The following is a 17,833-nucleotide window of genomic DNA, read 5'->3' as shown; positions in this document are numbered from 1 at the left end:
TGTTACCCTCCTCTCGCTATTAGGTAAACCTTGCCTAATAGGTGGATCTGTGGTGAGGTGGCCCGGAGTCACCGGTGATCGAGGGAGCACGTGAGTACTGATCTGGCGGCGGCGAATCCGCCGGTCGTGGTCCGGCCGTACCGGGTGGCTCGGGTCGAGGTGCTCCGGGTGACGGAGCTGAACCCGCACATGCGCCGCGTCACGGTCGGCGGCGCGGATCTCGCCGGGGTGGCCAGCGCCGGGCTGGACCAGCGGATCAAGGTGCTGCTCCCGCACCGGGGGCAGGCCGAACCGGTGGTTTCGGACGGGCCGGACTGGTACACCCGCCACCAGCAGCTTCCCGAGCACCTGCGCCCGGTGTTGCGCACGTACACGATCCGCGCGTTCCGGCCCGCAGCGCCGGAAATGGACATCGATTTCGTCCTGCACGGTGACACCGGACCGGCCACCCGCTGGGCCGCCCGCGCCCGGCCGGGCGACCGGCTGGCGATCGTGGCCCCGGACGTCCGGCACGATCCGATCACCGGCTACGAGTTCCGGTTGCCTGCCACGGCTTCGTGGTCACTGCTGGCCGGAGACGAAACGGCACTGCCCGCCATCGGGTCCATTGTGGAATCACTGCCGCCGGGTCACCGCGCGCAGGTGTTCGTCGAGGTACCGGACGCCGGCGCCGAGCAGTCGCTGGCGATTCCCGGTGGTGTCGAACTCACCTGGGTTCGCCGGGACGGGGCGCGCACCCTGCTCGACGCGATCCGCGGCCGGGAATTTCCGGCCGAGCCCGGGTACGCGTGGGTCGCCGGCGAGGCGAGCACGATCCGGCAGCTGCGCCGGCACCTGGTGACCGAGCGCGGTTTCGGCAAGGATCAGGTCTACTTCGCCGGCTACTGGAGACTCGGTGAGCGATCTTGACGTTCGCGTGGCACCGGAGACCGGCCCCCGCCGTGCTCCGCTTCCCCGCGCCACCCTGGTCCGCGCCGTCGGGTTGCTGGTCGTTGCCGGGCTGCTGTTTTTCGTTGTCCTGCTGAGCATTTCGGTCGGCGCGCAGAATCTCCCGCTCGGCACGGTCTGGCACGCGCTGTGGTCCGGTGCGCACGACTACGACAGCAAGGTCATCCTGGACCTGCGGATGCCGCGCACACTGGTCGGCGTCGCGGTCGGCGTCGCGCTCGGCCTGGCCGGCACGCTGATGCAGGCACTGACCCGCAATCCGCTCGCCGACCCCGGCATCCTCGGGGTCAACTCCGGTGCGGCCTGTGCGGTGGTGGTCGCGGTGGCCTACCTCGGGCTGGGTTCGCCGTTGTCCTACGTGTGGTTTGCCTTCCTCGGCGCCGGGATCGCCTCACTGGTGGTCTACCTGCTCGGGTTCCGCGGCAGTGTCGGGCCGGTGCGGCTCGCGCTCGCCGGGACCGCGGTGTCCGCGGTGCTCGGCGGGCTGACCTCGACGGTGCTCGTGCGGGACGCGGCGACGCTCGAGGTGGTCCGGCTGTGGCAGGTCGGTTCGCTGGCCGGGCGGGATCCGTCGGTGACCTGGCAGCTGTTGCCGTTCCTGGTGGTCGGCGCGGTGCTCGCGCTGGCGGTGGCGGCGCCGCTGAACGCACTCGCGCTCGGCGACGAACTCGGCGGTGCACTCGGCGTGCGCACCGGTGTGACCCGGGTGCTCACCGGGATCTCGGTGATCCTGCTGTGCGGCACGGCGACCGCGATCGCCGGGCCGATCGGTTTCGTCGGGCTGGTGGTGCCGCACGCGGTCCGCATCGTCTCCGGTCCCGACCAGCGCTGGCTGATGGCCTACTCGATGCTCGTCGCGCCGGTGCTGCTGGTCGGTGCGGACATCGTCGGCCGGTTCGTGGTGCGGCCGGGGGAGCTGGAGGTCGGCGTGATGACCGCGGTGATCGGCGCGCCGCTGTTCATCGCGCTCGTGCGCAGCCGGAAGAAGGTGCGGCTGTGAGCACCCTGCCGGGCACCGCGGTGCGGTTGTGGGGAGACCGGGTTTCCGCGTTGGTGCGCGGCCGTCAGCTGGTGGTCGGCGCGGTACTCGCCGCCGGGCTCGTGGTGGTGCTGGTGCTGAGCCTGATGCTGGGCGACTACCCGGTGCCGGTCGGCCGGGTGCTGGCCGCGCTGTTCGGCGGCGGCGCCCGGCTCGAACGCTTCTTCGTGCTCGACGTCCGGCTGCCGCGGGCGCTGCTGGCCATGGCGATCGGTGCCGCGCTCGCGCTGGCCGGTGCGATTTTCCAGCGGCTGTCCGGGAATCCGCTCGGCAGTCCGGACATCGTCGGGTTCAACGACGGCGCGGCGACCGGTGCGCTGCTGGTCACCCTGGTGCTCGGCGGGACGGCGGTGTCCGCGCCGCTCGGTGCGGTGCTGGGCGGGTTCGTCGCCGCGGTGCTGATCTACGTGCTGGCCTACCGGGGCGGGGTGCACGGGCTCCGGCTGATCCTGGTGGGCATCGGGGTCAGCGCGATCCTCGCCTCGGTCCGCTCGTACCTGATCACCCGCGCCGATCTTTCCGCCGCGCAGGGCGCGCTCGCCTGGCTGATCGGCAACCTCAACGCACTCGGCTGGGACCAGGCGCGTCCGGTGCTGATCGGCCTCGCCTGCGCGGTTCCGCTGCTGGCCCTGCTCGGACGAGGCCTCGGCCTGCTGGAGATGGGCCAGGAACGGGCCGGCTCGCTCGGCGTCGCGGTGCAACGCACGCAGCTGCTGCTGTTGCTGGTCGCCATCGTGCTGACCGCACTCGCGGTCGCCTATGCCGGTCCCATCCAGTTCGTCGCGCTCGCCGCGCCGCAGCTCGCCAGGCGGCTCGCGCGCACCGCCGGTTCCGCGCTGGTGACCACGGCGCTGATGGGGGCGTTGCTGCTCGCCTGCGCGGACCTGGTGGCCCAGCGGCTGTTCGCGCCCACCCAGATTCCGGTCGGCGCAGTCACGCTCGTGCTCGGCGGCGCTTACCTGGCGTGGTTGCTGCACACCGAACGCCGGTCCGGTCGCGCCTAGGTACTGCGCGGAAATGTGGTGTCCACCCGATTGACCTAGTGGTCACCCGATTTCTTAGGTTATGCTCGCCTAAGTTGAACGCCTGGTGACGAGACAGATGGGGCTTGCGGTGACGAATCCGTTCGATGACGAGGACGGCCGGTTCTTCGTGCTGGTGAACGATGAAGGGCAGCACTCGCTGTGGCCGTCGTTCGCCGAAATCCCGGCAGGCTGGCGGCAGGTGCACGGCGAGGCGGACCGGCAGTCCTGTGTGGACTACGTGGAGACGCACTGGACGGACATGCGGCCGAAGAGTCTCGTCGACGCGATGGAATCCGATGCCTGAGCCCGAACACGGCGAGGTGCGGGGGCTGAGCAGACGGGAGCTTTTCGGTGGTGCGGTCTCCTTGGCCGCAGTCGGCGCGCTCGGTTACCGTGCGCTGGTCCAGGAGCCCGGCGCGCAGGCCGCGGCGAGCACCCCGATCGTCCACACCGGACACCACGGCACGGTGGTCTCGCCGGTGTCCGCGCCGCAGCGGCCCGGTGGCGACATCCCGCCGGGTGTGCGTGATCTGACGCCGTTCCTCGACCGGCTGCCGGTGCCGCCCGTGGTGCGCACCCGCGAGCAGGACGGCGTGTCCTACGCCACGGTGACGATGCGTGAATCCTGGGTGCGTCTGCATACCCAGCTGCCGCGCACCCGGGTCTGGGCCTACGACGGGCAGTACCCCGGTCCGACCTTCGACGTGCGCCGTGGCCAGAAGCTGCGCGTCACGTGGGCCAACGAGCTCAGCGGAAGTTATCCGCTGTCCGTGGTCGAGCTGCCGTTCGCCACCGGAAGTGACCCCTACCAATGGGATCGGCCCGGCAAGGAAGGCGGTACCCCGCGGGCGGACGTGGCCGCACTGCCGCCGTGGGTCGCGGTGCACCTGCACGGCGCGCTGACCGGCGGCGGGCAGGACGGCTGGCCGGAGAACGCGGTGCTGCCGGGACAGTCGCAGCTGTCCGAGTACAGCAACGACCAGGCGGCGGCGACGCTGTGGTACCACGACCACGCGATGCACATCACGCACTTCAACGTGCTGGCCGGCCTGACCGCGGGCTGCTACCTGATCCGGGACGACGAGGAACGCGCGCTCGGCCTGCCCTCGGGCCGGTACGAGATCCCGCTCGTGCTCTCCGACCACAACCTCGACACCGACGAGAACGGTTTGCTCGACGGCGGGGTGCTGTACAAGACGATCATCACCTACCCGGAGGGCGTCCGGCTGGTCCGTCCGTTCACCGGACCGTACTCGCTGGTGAACGGGGTGATCTGGCCGTTCCTCGAGGCGGAGCCGCGGTGGTACCGGTTCCGGCTGCTCAACGCTTCCAACATGCGGCCCTACAGCCTGCGGTTCGAGGACGAGCAGGGCAACCGGGTGCCTGCCGGTTCGGTGGTGCAGATCGGCGCGGACGCCGGACTGCTGCCCGAACCGGTCACTGTGGACGATGACCTGGTGATCACGCCCGCCGAACGGGTCGATCTGCTCGTGGACTTCTCCGCACTGCGTGGCAAGAAGATCAGGGTGCGCAACCAGTTCGCGACGCCGCCGGTGCCGTGGGTGCTGGAGTTCCGCGTCGGCGGTGCGCCGGTGCACGATCCGTTCCGGTTGCCTGCCAAGGTTTCCCCGTCGTTCCGGCGGGTCACCGACGCGGACCTGAAATCGGTGCCGGAGCGGGTGGTGGTGGCCACCCCGGTTTCGCCGCCGGACGCGCAGTTGTGGGAGATGGAACGCACCGAAGCGCCGAAGGGGCCATTGCCGGTCGACGGGATCGTGCAGATCCAGCAGGACGACGGCAGTGTGGTCACCTATCGCCGGGTGGCTTCGATGCCATCGGACGCGGTGCAGTTCACCGTCACGCGGGACAGCTGGGAACGCTGGACGTTCTACAACGTGGAGCCCGAGGCCGGTGCGTTTCCGCATCCGATGCACCTGCACGCCTGCTCGTTCCAGGTGCTGGGCAAGGAGAAGTGGGACGTCAGCGGGTTCCGGTACTTCAAGCTCGCGGACGGGGTGAGCTGGGGCGGCGGTACGGCCACCCCGATCAAACGGGTGCAGGTCGAGCAGATCCCGGCGGGGGAGCAGGCCTGGAAGGACGTGGTGCAGATGTGGCCGGGGCAGAAGGTCACCATCGCACCGCGGTTCGCCGGGGTCAGCGGGCGCTACGTCTACCACTGCCACACCTACGAGCACGAGGACATGACGATGATGCGCCCCTTCGTGGTGATGCCGCCGGAGGTGCTGCGGATGGACCCGCACAACGGCGGTGGCATGGCCGGCGGCGGCCACCACTCCTGACCGACGAGAAGCCGGGGGATCTTGGTGCCCACGAACGAAACCGAGTCCACCGCGCGGCCGCTGACCCGGGCGCAGACCGGGATCTGGCGTGCGCAGCACGTGGACGAGGACAACCCGACCTACAACACCGCCGAATACGTCGAGCTCACCGGCGAACTGGCGGAGCCGGTGTTCGCCGCGGCGGTGCGGCAGGTGCTGGAAGAGGCCGACGGGCTGCGGGTCCGGTTCTCCGGGGACGGCGAGCCGGTGCAGCGGGTGCTGCCGCTCGACGAGAATCCGTTGCAGATCCTGGACTTCCGTGATCGGCCGGACCCGGCCCTGGCCGCGCACGAGTGGATGCGGGCGGATGTTGCGTGGCCGGCCCGGCTCACCGGTGACCGGTTGTGCACCCAGGCGCTGCTGCGGGTCGGGGACACGCGGTACCTGTGGTTCCAGCGGTTTCACCACGTCCTGCTCGATGCCTACGGATTCGCCATGGTGTCGCGGCGAGTTGCCGAGGTGTACCGCACGCTGTGGCACGGTGAGCCGGTGCCGCCGTCTCCGTTCGCCCCGTTCGGCGATCTGGTGGCCGAGGACCTCGCCTACGCCGAATCGACCCGGTACCAGGCGGATCGGGAGTTCTGGACGGATCGGCTCGCCGGCCTCGGCGAGGTTCCGGTGCTGGGCGACCGGACCGCACCTGCCGCGCATTCGTTCGTCCGGGCCGAGCACAGCCTGGACGGCGCCGTGCTCCGGCAGGTCGACGCTTTCGCCCGGGATACGAAGGCCACCTGGGCCGAGGTGCTGATGGCGGCCGCTGCGGCGTATCTGCACCGGCGGACCGGCGCGGACGAGGTGGTTCTCGGGCTCCCGGTGATGGGCCGGATGGGTTCGGTGGCGGCGCGGGTGCCGGCGAGCACGGTGAACGTGCTGCCGCTGCGGCTGGCCACCCGGCCGTGGACCGGCGCCGGTGAGCTGGTCGCCGCGGTCCGCGCCGAGCTGCGTGCCACGCGGCCGCACCAGCGTTACCGCGGTGAGGACATCCGCCGGGATCTCCGGCGGCTGGGCACGGGGCGGCGGCTGACCGGCCCGTGGATCAACATCAAGCCGTTCGACGCCGAACTCGACTTCGGCACCTGCCGCGGCCGGTCGCGGTACCTGGCAGCAGGGGCGGTGGAGGACCTTTCGCTGACGGTCAGCCGTTCCCCGGACGACACGCTGCTCGTGCAGGTCGACGGCAACCCGGACGTCTACCGTGCGGAGGAGCTGGAGACCCACCTGCGGGCGTTCAGCGAACTGCTCAGCGGTTTCCGCACTCCGGACGTCCGCCTCGGATCGCTGCCCGGGACCGTGCACGGTGAACTCCCGGCCGGCTCCGACGGCCCGGTACGGCAGATCCCGTACGACGGTCTCGCCGCGATGGTCGACCGGCAGGTCGCGGCGGACCCCGAAGCGACGGCGTTGGTCGCCGGTGCCGATCGACTGTCCTATCGCGAGCTTTCCGCCCGCGTCGACCAGCTCTCGCATGCACTGGCCACGCACGGAGCCGGACCAGGACAGCTGGTTGCCGTGCTGTTGCCGCGCAACGCCGACCTCGTGGCCGCGTTGCTCGCGGTGACCCGGACCGGCGCGGCCTACCTGCCGCTCGACCCGGACTTTCCGCGGCCACGGCTGGAGATGATGCTCGCCGACGCCCGGCCCGCGGTCGTTCTCACGTCCGAGCACGCCGAGCTCGCGGTGCCGGCGGGAACGGCATTGCTGGCGCCGCCGGAGCCGGCTGCCGCGGCGCCGTTCCGAGCGGTCGAGCCGAACCCGCAGCAGCCCGCCTACGTCATCTACACCTCCGGTTCGACGGGCAGGCCCAAGGGGGTCGTGGTTTCGTCCGCGAACCTGGTCAACTTCCTGCACGCGATGAGTGCCGAAGTGCCGGTGCGGGCGGGGGAACGGCTGCTGGCGGTGACCACCGTTGGCTTCGACATCGCCGCACTGGAGCTGTTCCTGCCGTTGGTCAGCGGAGCGACGGTGGTGCTCGCCGACCGTGACCAGGTCCGGGACCCGGCGCTGCTTTCCCGGCTGCTCAGCGAGAGCGGTGCCGAGGTCATGCAGGCGACCCCGTCGTTGTGGACTGCGCTGGCGGAGCACGCTCCGCAGTCGTTGCGTGGATTGCGCGCGCTCGTGGGCGGCGAGCGGCTGCCCGGCGCACTGGCCGACCGGCTGCACGAGGCCGGTGCCGACGTGACGAATCTTTACGGGCCAACGGAAACCACGATCTGGTCGGCCGTCTGGCAGCTTTCTCCGGCGGTCCGTGGGGAGGATCCGCCGATCGGGCGTGGGGTGCTGAACACTCGCCTGCGGGTACTCGACGGCGCTCTGCAGGACACGCCGATCGGCGCCACCGGGGAGCTGTACCTCGCCGGGGACGGAGTAGCGCTCGGGTATCTGAACCGGCCCGGTCTGACCGCGCAGCGATTCGTGGCCGGTGCCGGAGGCTCGGTGTGGTACCGCACCGGCGATCTCGCGCGGGTGCGTGCCGACGGCGTGACCGAGGTACTCGGCCGGGCGGACCACCAGATCAAGGTGCGGGGCTTCCGGGTCGAGCCGGGCGAGGTGGAAGCCGCGCTGCTGGCCCAGCCGGGGGTTTCGCGAGCGGTGGTGGTCGCGTTCGGTCCGCGGCTCGTCGGCTACCTGGTCGCCGAACCGGGAGCCGGTCTCGATCCGGAGGCGGTCCGGCAGGCGGTCGGCGAGACTCTGCCGGAGTACCTGGTTCCGTCGTTGCTGGCAGTGCTCGACGAGTTTCCGTTGACTCCCAACGGAAAGGTCGACCGGGCCGCGCTGCCCGAACCTGGGCCCGGCGGTTCCGCGGAGACGACCGGCGCGACCCCGGACGAACAGGTGCTGTGCGGGCTGTACGCCGAGGTGCTGAACACGGCAAGCGTCGGCGTACACGACGATTTCTTCGCCCTCGGTGGGCATTCGCTGTCCGCGATGCGGCTCGTCGCGCGGTTGCGGTCGGTGCTGGATGCCGAAGTACCGGTGCGCGCGGTCTTCGACACCCCGACTCCGGCCGGGCTCGCCCGCGCGCTGGGCGAGCACACCGTGCCCCGGCCGTCCCTGCGTGCCGGTGCGGCGGGTGCCGGACCGGTGCCGTTGTCGTTCGCGCAGCGGCAATTGTGGTTCCTGCACCGGCTTTCCGGCCCCACCCCGACCTACAACGTGCCGCTCGTGCTGCACCTGTCCGGGGCACTGGACACCGACGCGCTGGCCGCCGCGGTACGTGACGTCGTGGGCCGCCACGCGAGCCTGCGCATCGGGTTCGACCCGGGCGACGGCGAGATCACCTCCGTCCGGCAGGTGCTGACCGACGGGCCGGAGCTGGTCAGCTACCCGTCCGGGCTGTTGCCCGAGCACGCGCGGCAGACGTTCGACCTCGGGCCGGAACCGCCGGTGCGCTTCGAGCTGCACCGTGAGGAGAACGGCGAGCACACGCTGCTCGTGCTGCTGCACCACATCGTTGCCGACGAGTGGTCGCTGGACGTGCTCGTCGCGGACCTCGCTGTTGCTTACGCTGCACGTCGAGCGGGCGAAGAACCGGCGTGGGGCGCCGAGGGCCCCAGCTACCTCGACGCGACGCTCTGGCAGAACGAGCTGATCGGCTCGCCGGACGACCCGGACTCGACCGGGGCCCGGCAGCTGGCGCACTGGCGGGACCGGCTTGCCGGGCTGCCGGACGAGATCGCGCTCCCGGCCGACCGTCCGCGCCCGTCGTCGCCCACCGGGGCAGGCGCTGCGTTGGCCTTCGCCGTGGCACCGGCGGTGCACGAACGTCTCCGTGCGCTGGCCGCGGTCGAGGGCGTCAGCCTGTTCATGCTGCTGCACGCTGCCCTCGCCGCCGTGCTGACCCGGCTCGGCGCGGGCACGGACCTGCCGATCGGGGTCCCGTCGGCGGGCCGGACGGATGCCGCGCTCGACACCGTGACCGGCTTCTTCGTCAACCCGCTCGTGCTGCGCACGGACACCGCGGGCAACCCGACGTTCACCGAGCTGCTCGCCCGGGTCCGGGACACCGACCTCGCTGCGCTGGCCGATCAGGATCTGCCGTTCGCGCGGCTGGTCGAGGAGCTCAACCCGGCCCGCGTGGCCGGCCGGCATCCGCTGTTCCAGGTCTTGCTCGATCTGCGTACCGAGGACGCGGGTTCCGCCGAGTTCGCCGGGCTGGCCGTGCGCCGTGAGCTGGTCCGGACCGGCACGGCGAAGTTCGATCTTGCGTTCGCGTTCACCGAAGGCGCCGGTCTGCAGGCGGAAATCGAGTACAGCACCGAACTGTTCGAGCCCGGCACGGTCGAGTCGATCGCGCGCTGGCTGGGCACACTACTGGCGGAAGTGGCCGCCGCACCGCACCGTCGCCTCTCGGCGATCGAGGTGCTGTCCGCTGAAGAGCAGCGAAGCGCGTTGCGGCCCGGCCGGCAGGTCGGACTGCGTCCGGAAACCGCACCGGCGATCTTCGAACGACAGGTCGTGCGAGCCCCGGACGCACCCGCGCTGATCGACGACGAGCACGAGCTGTCCTACCGCGAGCTGAACGAGCGGGCGAACCGCCTCGCGCACGAGCTGATCGCCCGTGGCGCCGGTCCGGAACAGCCGGTGGCGGTGTTGCTGCCCCGCTCGCCCGAGGTCGTGGTGAGCCTGCTGGCGGTGCTCAAGGCGGGTGCGGTGTATCTGCCGGTGGACCCGGACTATCCGGCCGAACGCGTGGCTTTCGTACTCGGCGACGCCCGGCCGGTGCTGGTCGTGACCGACCGCGCGAGCCTGCACAGCGCCCCTGCCGGCGTACCCGTCCTCGTCCTCGACGACGAGACGACCAGTGCAGCGGCGGCGAGCCGGCCGGCGACCGATCCGTCCGATGTGGACCGCCGCGCGCCGCTGCGGCCCGCGCACGCCGCGTACCTGATCTACACCTCCGGCTCGACCGGCAGGCCGAAGGCCGTGGTGTCCACGCACGAGGGCCTGACCGGGCTCGTGGAAACCTGGGACAGCACGGTGACCGCCGGGCCGGGTACCCGGCATCTGCAGTTCGCGTCGCCGAGTTTCGACATGATGTTCTCCGAACTGGCGATGAGCGTGTTCTCCGGTGGCGCGCTCGCGGTGGTACCCGCGGAGCAACGGCTGGGCGCCGAGCTGGCCGAGTTCGTCACCCGGCACCGGCTGACCCACATCGACGTGCCGCCCTCGGCGCTCAGCACGGTGCCCGAGGGCAGCCTGCCCGCCGGGATGACGGTGATCGTCGGCGCGGACCACTGCCCGCCGACGCTGTTCGCGCGCTGGTCCGCGGACCACCCGATGTTCAACGCCTACGGACCCACCGAATCGACGGTCAACTCCACGCTGTGGACCTGTCCACGCGGGTTCACCACCGGCACTGTCGCGATCGGACAGCCGGACGTGGACAAAGTGGCCTACGTGCTGGATTCCGTGCTTCGGCCGGTTGCCCCGGGGGTGGCCGGAGAGCTGTACCTCGGCGGCGCCGGTCTCGCCCGCGGGTACCTCCGTCAGGCGGGACTGTCCGCGACCCGGTTCGTCGCCGATCCGTTCGGCCCGGCCGGCGCGCGGATGTACCGCACCGGCGATCTGGTGCGGTGGACCGGCGACGGCCGGCTCGAAATGCTGGGCCGGATCGACGACCAGGTCAAGATCCGTGGCTTCCGCGTGGAACCGGCCGAGGTCGAGGCCGTGGTACTGGCCGATCCCACGGTGGCCGAAGCGGTGGTGATCGCGACCGACGACGGTGCGGGTGGACGGCAGCTGGTCTGCTACGTCGTGCCGTCGCCGGGGCTCGGCGCGGAACCGGCGCAGTTGCGTCGGCACGCCGCGGGCCGGTTGCCCGCGCATCAGGTGCCTGCGGCATTCGTGGTGCTGGAGGCACTGCCGTTGCTGCCCAACCAGAAGGTCGACCGGAGAGCGCTGCCGGCGCCGGATCGCACCGCGATGGTGGGTGGTACGCAGGCGCGGACGCCGGTGGAAGCCGCGCTGTGCCGTCTCGTCGGCGACGTACTCGGCGTGCCGGGGGTCGGCATCGACGACGATTTCTTCGCGCTGGGCGGGCATTCCCTGCTTGCCACGAAGCTGATCACCAAGGCCCGCGCGGAGCTGGGGGTGGAGATCGCGCTGCGGGAAGTGTTCACCTCGCCGACCGTGCGTGACCTCGCCGCGGCGGGGCGCGCCACCCCGGCCAGGGCCGCGCTGCGTCCGGCGGACCGGCCGCGGGAGATCCCGCTTTCCCCCGCGCAACAACGGCTTTGGCTGGCCGACCGGCTCGACGGCGGCGCCGCCTACAACGTTCCGGTGGGCATCCGCCTGCGTGGCCAGCTCGACGAGGCGGCGCTGCGGGCCGCGGTCGCGGACGTGCTCGCGCGGCACGAGGTCCTCCGCACGATCTACCCGACCCGTGACGGAGTGCCGTACCAGCAGGTACTTCCGGCCGACCGCGAGTTGGCCGAGCGGTGCTTCGCCGAGCCGGAGGTGTCCCCGGAAGCGGCCGCTGCGCGACGGTTCGAGCTGGAGACCGAACTGCCGGTGCGGATCTGGTTGTGGCACCGGGGATCGGAACACCTGCTGCTGATCGTGGTGCACCACATCGCCTGTGACGAGTGGTCGATGGGTCCGTTGCTGGGTGATCTGGCGCGGGCGTACACCGCGCGGGCACCCGGCGGCGTGCCGGACTGGCCGCCGTTGCCGGTCCAGTACGCCGATTACGCGCTCTGGCACCGCGAGGTGCTCGACGAGGTACTGGAAACCCAGACCGGCTACTGGACCGGCACGCTCGCCGAACTGCCGGTGGACCACGATCTGCCGTTTGCCCGGTCCGGCACCGGGAACGAAGGCGGTTACCACGATCTGGCCCTGTCCGAGACCGCCACCCGCGGCATTCGTCAGCTGGCCGCGATGACGGCGACCACCCCGTTCATGGTGTTGCGAGCAGCGACCGCCGCGGTGCTCATGCGGCTGGGCGCCGGTACCGACCTGCCGCTGGGCACGGTCACCGCGGGCCGTTCCGACGCCGCACTCGACGGGCTGGTCGGGTTCTTCGTCACCACGCTCCTGCTGCGCACCGACCTCACCGGCAACCCGACATTCGGCGAACTGCTGAGCCGGATCCGGGACACCGACCTGGCCGCCTACGCACACCAGGACGTCCCGCTGGACCACCTCGTCGACACCCTCGGCCTGCGTCGCGCGGACCCGGCCGCGCCCGTTCCGCGGGTGCTGCTGGTGCACCGCGACGCGGTCAGCACACCTGCCTGGGGCGAGCTGGCTGCAGAACCGTTCCCACTGCGCACCGCGACCGCGAAATTCGACCTGACCCTGGTGTTCACCACTCAGCACGAGCAGGCCGGAATCACCCTGAACTACCGCACCGCGCTGTTCGACGCGGCCGACATCGAACGGTTCGGCCGGTATCTGAGCCGGTTCCTGGAAACCGCGGTGGCCGGCCCGGACCTCCGGATCGGGTCGATCCCGCTGCTCACCGACGGGGAACTGGCCGAAGCCCTCCCGGCCGGTACTGAGCCGGGTTCGTCCCGCGCGCCGGACGAGCTGTTCCAGGAGCAGGCTGTGCGCACGCCGGACTCGATTGCCCTGGTACAGGGCGAGACCACGGTGACCTACGCGGAGTTGGATGCACGGGTCACCGCAGCGGCAAAGCGGTTGTCCGCGGCGGGTGCGCGGCCGGAGACCGTGGTGGCCTTGGCGTTGCCACGCAGCGTGGATCTCGTGGTCGCGACGTTGGCGGTGGTGCGTGCCGGGGCCGCTTATCTGCCGCTCCAGGCCGGTCTGCCTGCCGCCCGGATCGCGGCGTTGTTGCGGTCCGCCGGAGCCGTGCTGGTAGTGAGCGACAACGGGTCCGTAGCCGACGAGGTCCCGGTGCTGCGCCTCGACGAGCCCGGACCGGACGGGGACCTGCCGCAACCGGATCCGGCACGGCTGGCGTACGTCATGTTCACCTCCGGATCCACCGGCGTGCCCAAGGGCGTTGCGGTGACCGGCCGCGAGATCAGCGCGCTGGCCACGGACCACCGCTTCGCCGGCGGTGCCCAGGAACGGGTGTTGCTGCACTCGCCCTATTCCTTCGACGCGGCGACCTACGAGCTGTGGGTTCCGCTGCTGTCCGGCGGACGGGTCGTCGTCGCGCCGGACGGGCAACTCGATCCGCCGTCGTTGCGGGATCTCATCGCCCGGCACGGCGTGACCTCGCTGTGGCTGACCGCGGGGCTGTTCACCGTGGTCGCCGAGGAGATGCCGGACGCTTTGCACGGCGTGCGGGAAGTCTGGACCGGCGGTGACGTCGTGCCGCCCGCCGCGGTACGTGCAGTGCTGAACACCGTGCCCACCGTGGTGAACGGCTACGGCCCGACCGAGACGACGACGTTCGCCACCGCGCACGCCATGGACCAGCCGCCGCAGTCGGTCAGTCCGATCGGCAGGCCGCTCGACGGCATGCGCGCGTATCTGCTGGACGCAGCTCTGCAGCCGGTACCTGCCGGTGTCACGGGCGAGCTGTATCTGGCCGGTGCCGGGCTGGCCCGCGGTTATCTCGGGGAACCCGGCCTTACCGCACAACGGTTTGTCGCCGATCCGTTCGGCGAGCCCGGCGCGCGCTGTTACCGCACCGGAGACCTCGCCCGGCGCCGGGCGGACGGGACATTGGTCTTCGTCGGCCGTACCGACGCCCAGGTCAAGATCCGCGGCTACCGCATCGAGCCCGGTGAAGTCGAGGTCGCGCTGGCGAACCACCCGGACGTGACCGGCGCAGTGGTGCTGGCCCGGCCGGACCGGCTGGTCGCCTACGTGACCGGAACGGCCGACGTCGAGTCGCTGGCGGAGTACGCCCGCGCCACCTTGGCACCGCATCTCGTGCCGGGTGCGTTCGTGCCGATGCCGGCTTTCCCGTTGACCGGTAACGGAAAGCTGGACCGCGCCGCGTTGCCGGAGCCCTCGGCCGGGCCGCCTGCGTCCGTTGCCGCGCGTACCGACGGCGAGAAGCTGCTGTGCCGGTTGTTCGCGGAGTTGCTCGATGTGGCGGAGATCGGCGTCGACGACAACTTCTTTGCGGTCGGCGGACATTCTCTGCTCGCCATTCGCCTGGTGTCCCGGGTCCGTGCCGCTACCGGCGCGGAGATCAGTGTCCGCACCGTGTTCGAAGCACCGACTGCCGCCGAACTCGCGCGGCAGATCGGCGGCGGTGCGCAGGAACGGCCACGGCTGGCTGCCGGTCCTCGACCGGCTGCGGTCCCGTTGTCTTTCGCCCAGCAGCGTTTGTGGTTCCTGCATCAGCTCGAAGGGGACAACCCGGCCTACAACGTGCCCGTGGTGCTACGGCTGTCCGGTGAGCTCGACCGAGCCGCTTTGACCGCGGCGGTGAACGATCTCGTGCAGCGCCACGAAAGCCTGCGTACGGTGTTCCCCGCGGACGGTGGCGTTCCTCGCCAGCATGTACTGTCCGATGTGCACCTGGAGCTGTCCGAATCGGATGGTGAACCGGCGGAAGCCGCTCGGATACCGGTTCCCCTGAACGACGAGCCTCCGGTACGGGTACATCTGTTCCGCACCGGTGCGGACGAGCACACGTTGCTGCTCGTGGTGCACCACATCGCCGCGGACGAATGGTCGTTGCGCCCGCTGGCCGACGATCTGGCGAGCGCTTACCGCGCCCGGTTGCGCGGTTCGGCGCCGGAGTGGCTGCCGCTGCCGGTGCACTACGCCGATTACGCGATCTGGCAACGGAAAGTGCTCGGCGACGCGGCCGATCCGGGCAGCGTGCTCGCCGGTCAGGTCCGGTACTGGCGCGAACGGCTGGCCGGGCTGCCGGAAGAACTCGATCTGCCCTACGCCCGGTCCCGTCCGGACACTCCCGGTTATCGCGGCGAAACCGGCGAATTCCGGCTGTCGGCCGGGCTTTCGAGCCGGTTGCGCGAGTTCGCCGAGCACACCGGCGCCAGTGTGTTCATGGTGTGCCAGTCACTGGTGGCCGCGTTGCTCGCGAAGCTCGGTGCCGGAACGGACATCCCGGTCGGCACCCCGGTGGCGGGCCGCGACGAGGACGCGCTGGGTGAGCTGGTCGGGTTCTTCGTCAACACCCTGGTGCTGCGCACCGACCTCAGCGGCGATCCCAGCCTGACCGAGCTGACCGGCCGTACCCGGCGGACCGTGCTGGACGCGCTCGAGCACTCCGCGGTGCCGTTCGAGCAGCTGGTCGACGAACTGCGGCCGGTACGGTCGAGGTCGCGGCATCCGCTGTTCCAGGTGCTGGTCTCCTACCAGCGGCGCGATTCCCGTCCGCTCGACCTGCCGGGGCTCAGCACGGACCTGGACCTGATCGACACCGGAACGGCGAAGTTCGACCTGACCTTCGCGGTGGTCGACGATGGCGGCGGAATCCGGGGTGCGGTGGTCACCGACGCCGACCTGTTCACGCCGGGCACCGCCGCCTCGCTCGCCGGCCGCTGGCAGGCCTTGCTGACCGCGATGCTCGCCGAGCCGGACGCCCCGATGTCCCGCTTCGACTTGCTCACCGACGACGAACGACAGCGAGTGCTCGGTTCCTGGGCGGGGCCGCCCGGTGCCGCCGTCGGGGAAACCGAGGAAACCATCGCCGCGGTGTTCGAGCGTGTCGCCGCGCGGCAACCGGAAGCACCGGCAGTTCTGGCTGCGGAAGGATCGCTGACTTACCGCGAACTCAACGCGCGCGCCAACCGGCTCGCTCGCGTTCTCGTTGGCCACGGGGCCGGACCGGAACGGTTCGTCGGGCTCTGCCTCGATCGCACGGCGGAACTGGTGGTCGCGATCCTCGCCGTGCTCAAGTCGGGGGCTGCGTACCTGCCGCTCGACCCGGCCTATCCGGCGCAGCGGCTGGCGTTCATGATCGAGGACGCCAAGCCGGTACTGGTGCTCACCGACCGGGCCGATCCGCCGTTGTCGGCCGGCTGCCCGGTGCTGCGGCCGAGCGACGGACCCGGTCCCGGACACGACCTCGGCCACCGGGCGGCACCGCAGCACCCGGCGTACGCGATCTACACCTCCGGCTCCACCGGGCGGCCGAAGGGCGTCGTGGTGCCGCAGCACGCGGTGGTCAGGCTCGCGGCCTGGGCACAGGCCGAACTCGGGACCGCGGCACTCAGCCGGATGCTCGCCACGACCTCGCTCAACTTCGACGTCTCGGTCTTCGAGATCTTCGCGCCACTGCTGGGCGGAGGTGCCCTGGAGCTGACCGTCGACCTGCTGGAACCGGCGCGGAATCCGGACCGCAGCTGGACGCCGAGCACGATCAGCGGAGTGCCGTCGGTGCTGGAGGCATTGCTCGGCACCGCGGATCTCCGGTTGAAGACCGGGCTCGTGGTGCCCGCGGGCGAGGCGCTGTCTTCGGGGCTGCTGCGAGAGATCCGCGAGGTACTGCCCGATGCGGAAGTGCTCAACGCGTACGGACCCACTGAGGCGACCGTCTACGCCACGGCCTGGCGCGCCCCGGACGAACCGGGTTCGGCTCCGGCGATCGGCCGGCCGATGGGCGGGACCGTGGTCTACGTGCTCGACGCCGCTCTCGCTCCGGTCCCGCCGGGCGTCGCCGGTGAGCTGTACCTCGGCGGTGCCCGGCTGGCACGGGGATATCTGGGGCAACCTGCGCTGACCGCGCAACGGTTCGTCGCCGACCCGTTCCGCGGCGGGCGGATGTACCGCACCGGAGACCTGGTCCGCTGGCGCGAAGACGGCGAGCTGGAGTTCCTCGGCCGCTCCGACGATCAGGTCAAGCTCCGCGGATTCCGGATCGAACCCGGCGAGGTGGAGGCGGTACTGCGGACCGCCCCTGGGGTGGCGACGTGCGCGGTCGTCGTGCGCGAAGACGTCCCGGGCGAACGGCGCCTGGTCGGCTACGTCGTTCCGCAGCCGGAAGAGCAGCTGGACGGCGAGGCCGTGCGGACGCACGCGACGAGCGTGCTGCCGGACTACCTGGTGCCGTCTGCGATCGTCGTGCTGCCCGCGTTGCCGCTCGGGCCGACGGGGAAGCTCGACCGGGCCGCATTGCCTGCGCCTGCCCGCTCCGGGACCGAGTACCGGCCGCCGGTTTCGGCTGCGGAGAAGGCGTTGACCGGAATCGTCGCCGAGCTGCTCGGTGTGGAAAACGTCGGCCTGGACGACAATTTCTTCGCGCTGGGTGGCGACAGCATCGTCTCGATCCAGCTGGTCAGCCGGGCCAGGACGGCGGGATTGTCGGTGCGTCCGCGGGAGGTGTTCGAGCACGCCACGATGGCCGAGCTGGCGGCTGTGGCTACTCCGGTGGATGTCGTGCACGCCGGTGGAACCGGCACCGGCATCGTCCCCGCGACGCCGATGGGACGGTGGCTGGAAGGCCGCGGCGGCGATTCGCGCGGGTTCGCCCAGCACGCCGTCGCGTACACCCCGGCCGGCCTGACCTTCGACCGGCTGCGGGAACTACTGTCCACATTGCTCAGCAGGCACGATCTTCTCCGTGCCCGGCTCGGCGACGACGGGAC

Annotated in this window: 6 protein-coding genes (1 of these 6 only partly in view); all 6 read left to right on the top strand. The window is 71.1% G+C overall.

Going from position 1 to position 17,833, the window contains the following annotated elements:
- Window positions 1-90 precede the first annotated feature (90 nt).
- Entirely contained in the window at window positions 91-909 is an 819-nt protein-coding gene (locus ABD793_RS14615) for a siderophore-interacting protein (RefSeq protein ID WP_344859916.1), read from the top strand.
- Window positions 896-1,948, top strand: a complete 1,053-nt coding sequence (locus tag ABD793_RS14610; RefSeq protein WP_344859913.1) for a FecCD family ABC transporter permease — start codon at window positions 896-898, stop codon at window positions 1,946-1,948. The genes ABD793_RS14615 and ABD793_RS14610 overlap by 14 nt, the downstream gene beginning before the upstream one ends.
- Window positions 1,945-2,991: a FecCD family ABC transporter permease gene (locus ABD793_RS14605; protein WP_344859911.1), complete on the top strand. Its 1,047-nt coding sequence runs from the start codon at window positions 1,945-1,947 to the stop codon at window positions 2,989-2,991. Before ABD793_RS14610 ends, ABD793_RS14605 begins: the two co-directional genes overlap by 4 nt.
- Window positions 2,992-3,100: 109 nt before the next feature.
- Entirely contained in the window at window positions 3,101-3,316 is a 216-nt protein-coding gene (locus ABD793_RS14600; protein ID WP_344859909.1) for an MbtH family protein, read from the top strand.
- The gene (locus ABD793_RS14595) at window positions 3,309-5,312 is read left to right on the top strand and encodes a multicopper oxidase family protein (protein ID WP_344859906.1); all 2,004 of its coding nucleotides are present in this window, start codon (window positions 3,309-3,311) and stop codon (window positions 5,310-5,312) included. Before ABD793_RS14600 ends, ABD793_RS14595 begins: the two co-directional genes overlap by 8 nt.
- A gap of 24 nt (window positions 5,313-5,336) precedes the next feature.
- Window positions 5,337-17,833 carry the 5' portion of an amino acid adenylation domain-containing protein gene (locus ABD793_RS14590; protein WP_344859904.1) on the top strand. Its footprint extends 5,527 nt past the window's final position, so 12,497 of the gene's 18,024 nt are visible here — the first part of the coding sequence; its start codon is at window positions 5,337-5,339; the stop codon falls past the right edge of the window.

The organism is Amycolatopsis ultiminotia (assembly GCF_039536925.1).
Lineage (GTDB): Bacteria > Actinomycetota > Actinomycetes > Mycobacteriales > Pseudonocardiaceae > Amycolatopsis > Amycolatopsis ultiminotia.
The sequence above is the reverse complement of the archived record's forward strand: the minus strand, read 5'-3'. Positions and strand labels throughout refer to the sequence as shown.

What these genes read in the sequence shown, in the direction of transcription:
- ABD793_RS14595 (WP_344859906.1), top strand. Translation starts at nt 3,309, where the DNA reads ATGCCTGAGCCCGAACACGGCGAGGTGCGGGGGCTGAGCAGACGGGAG.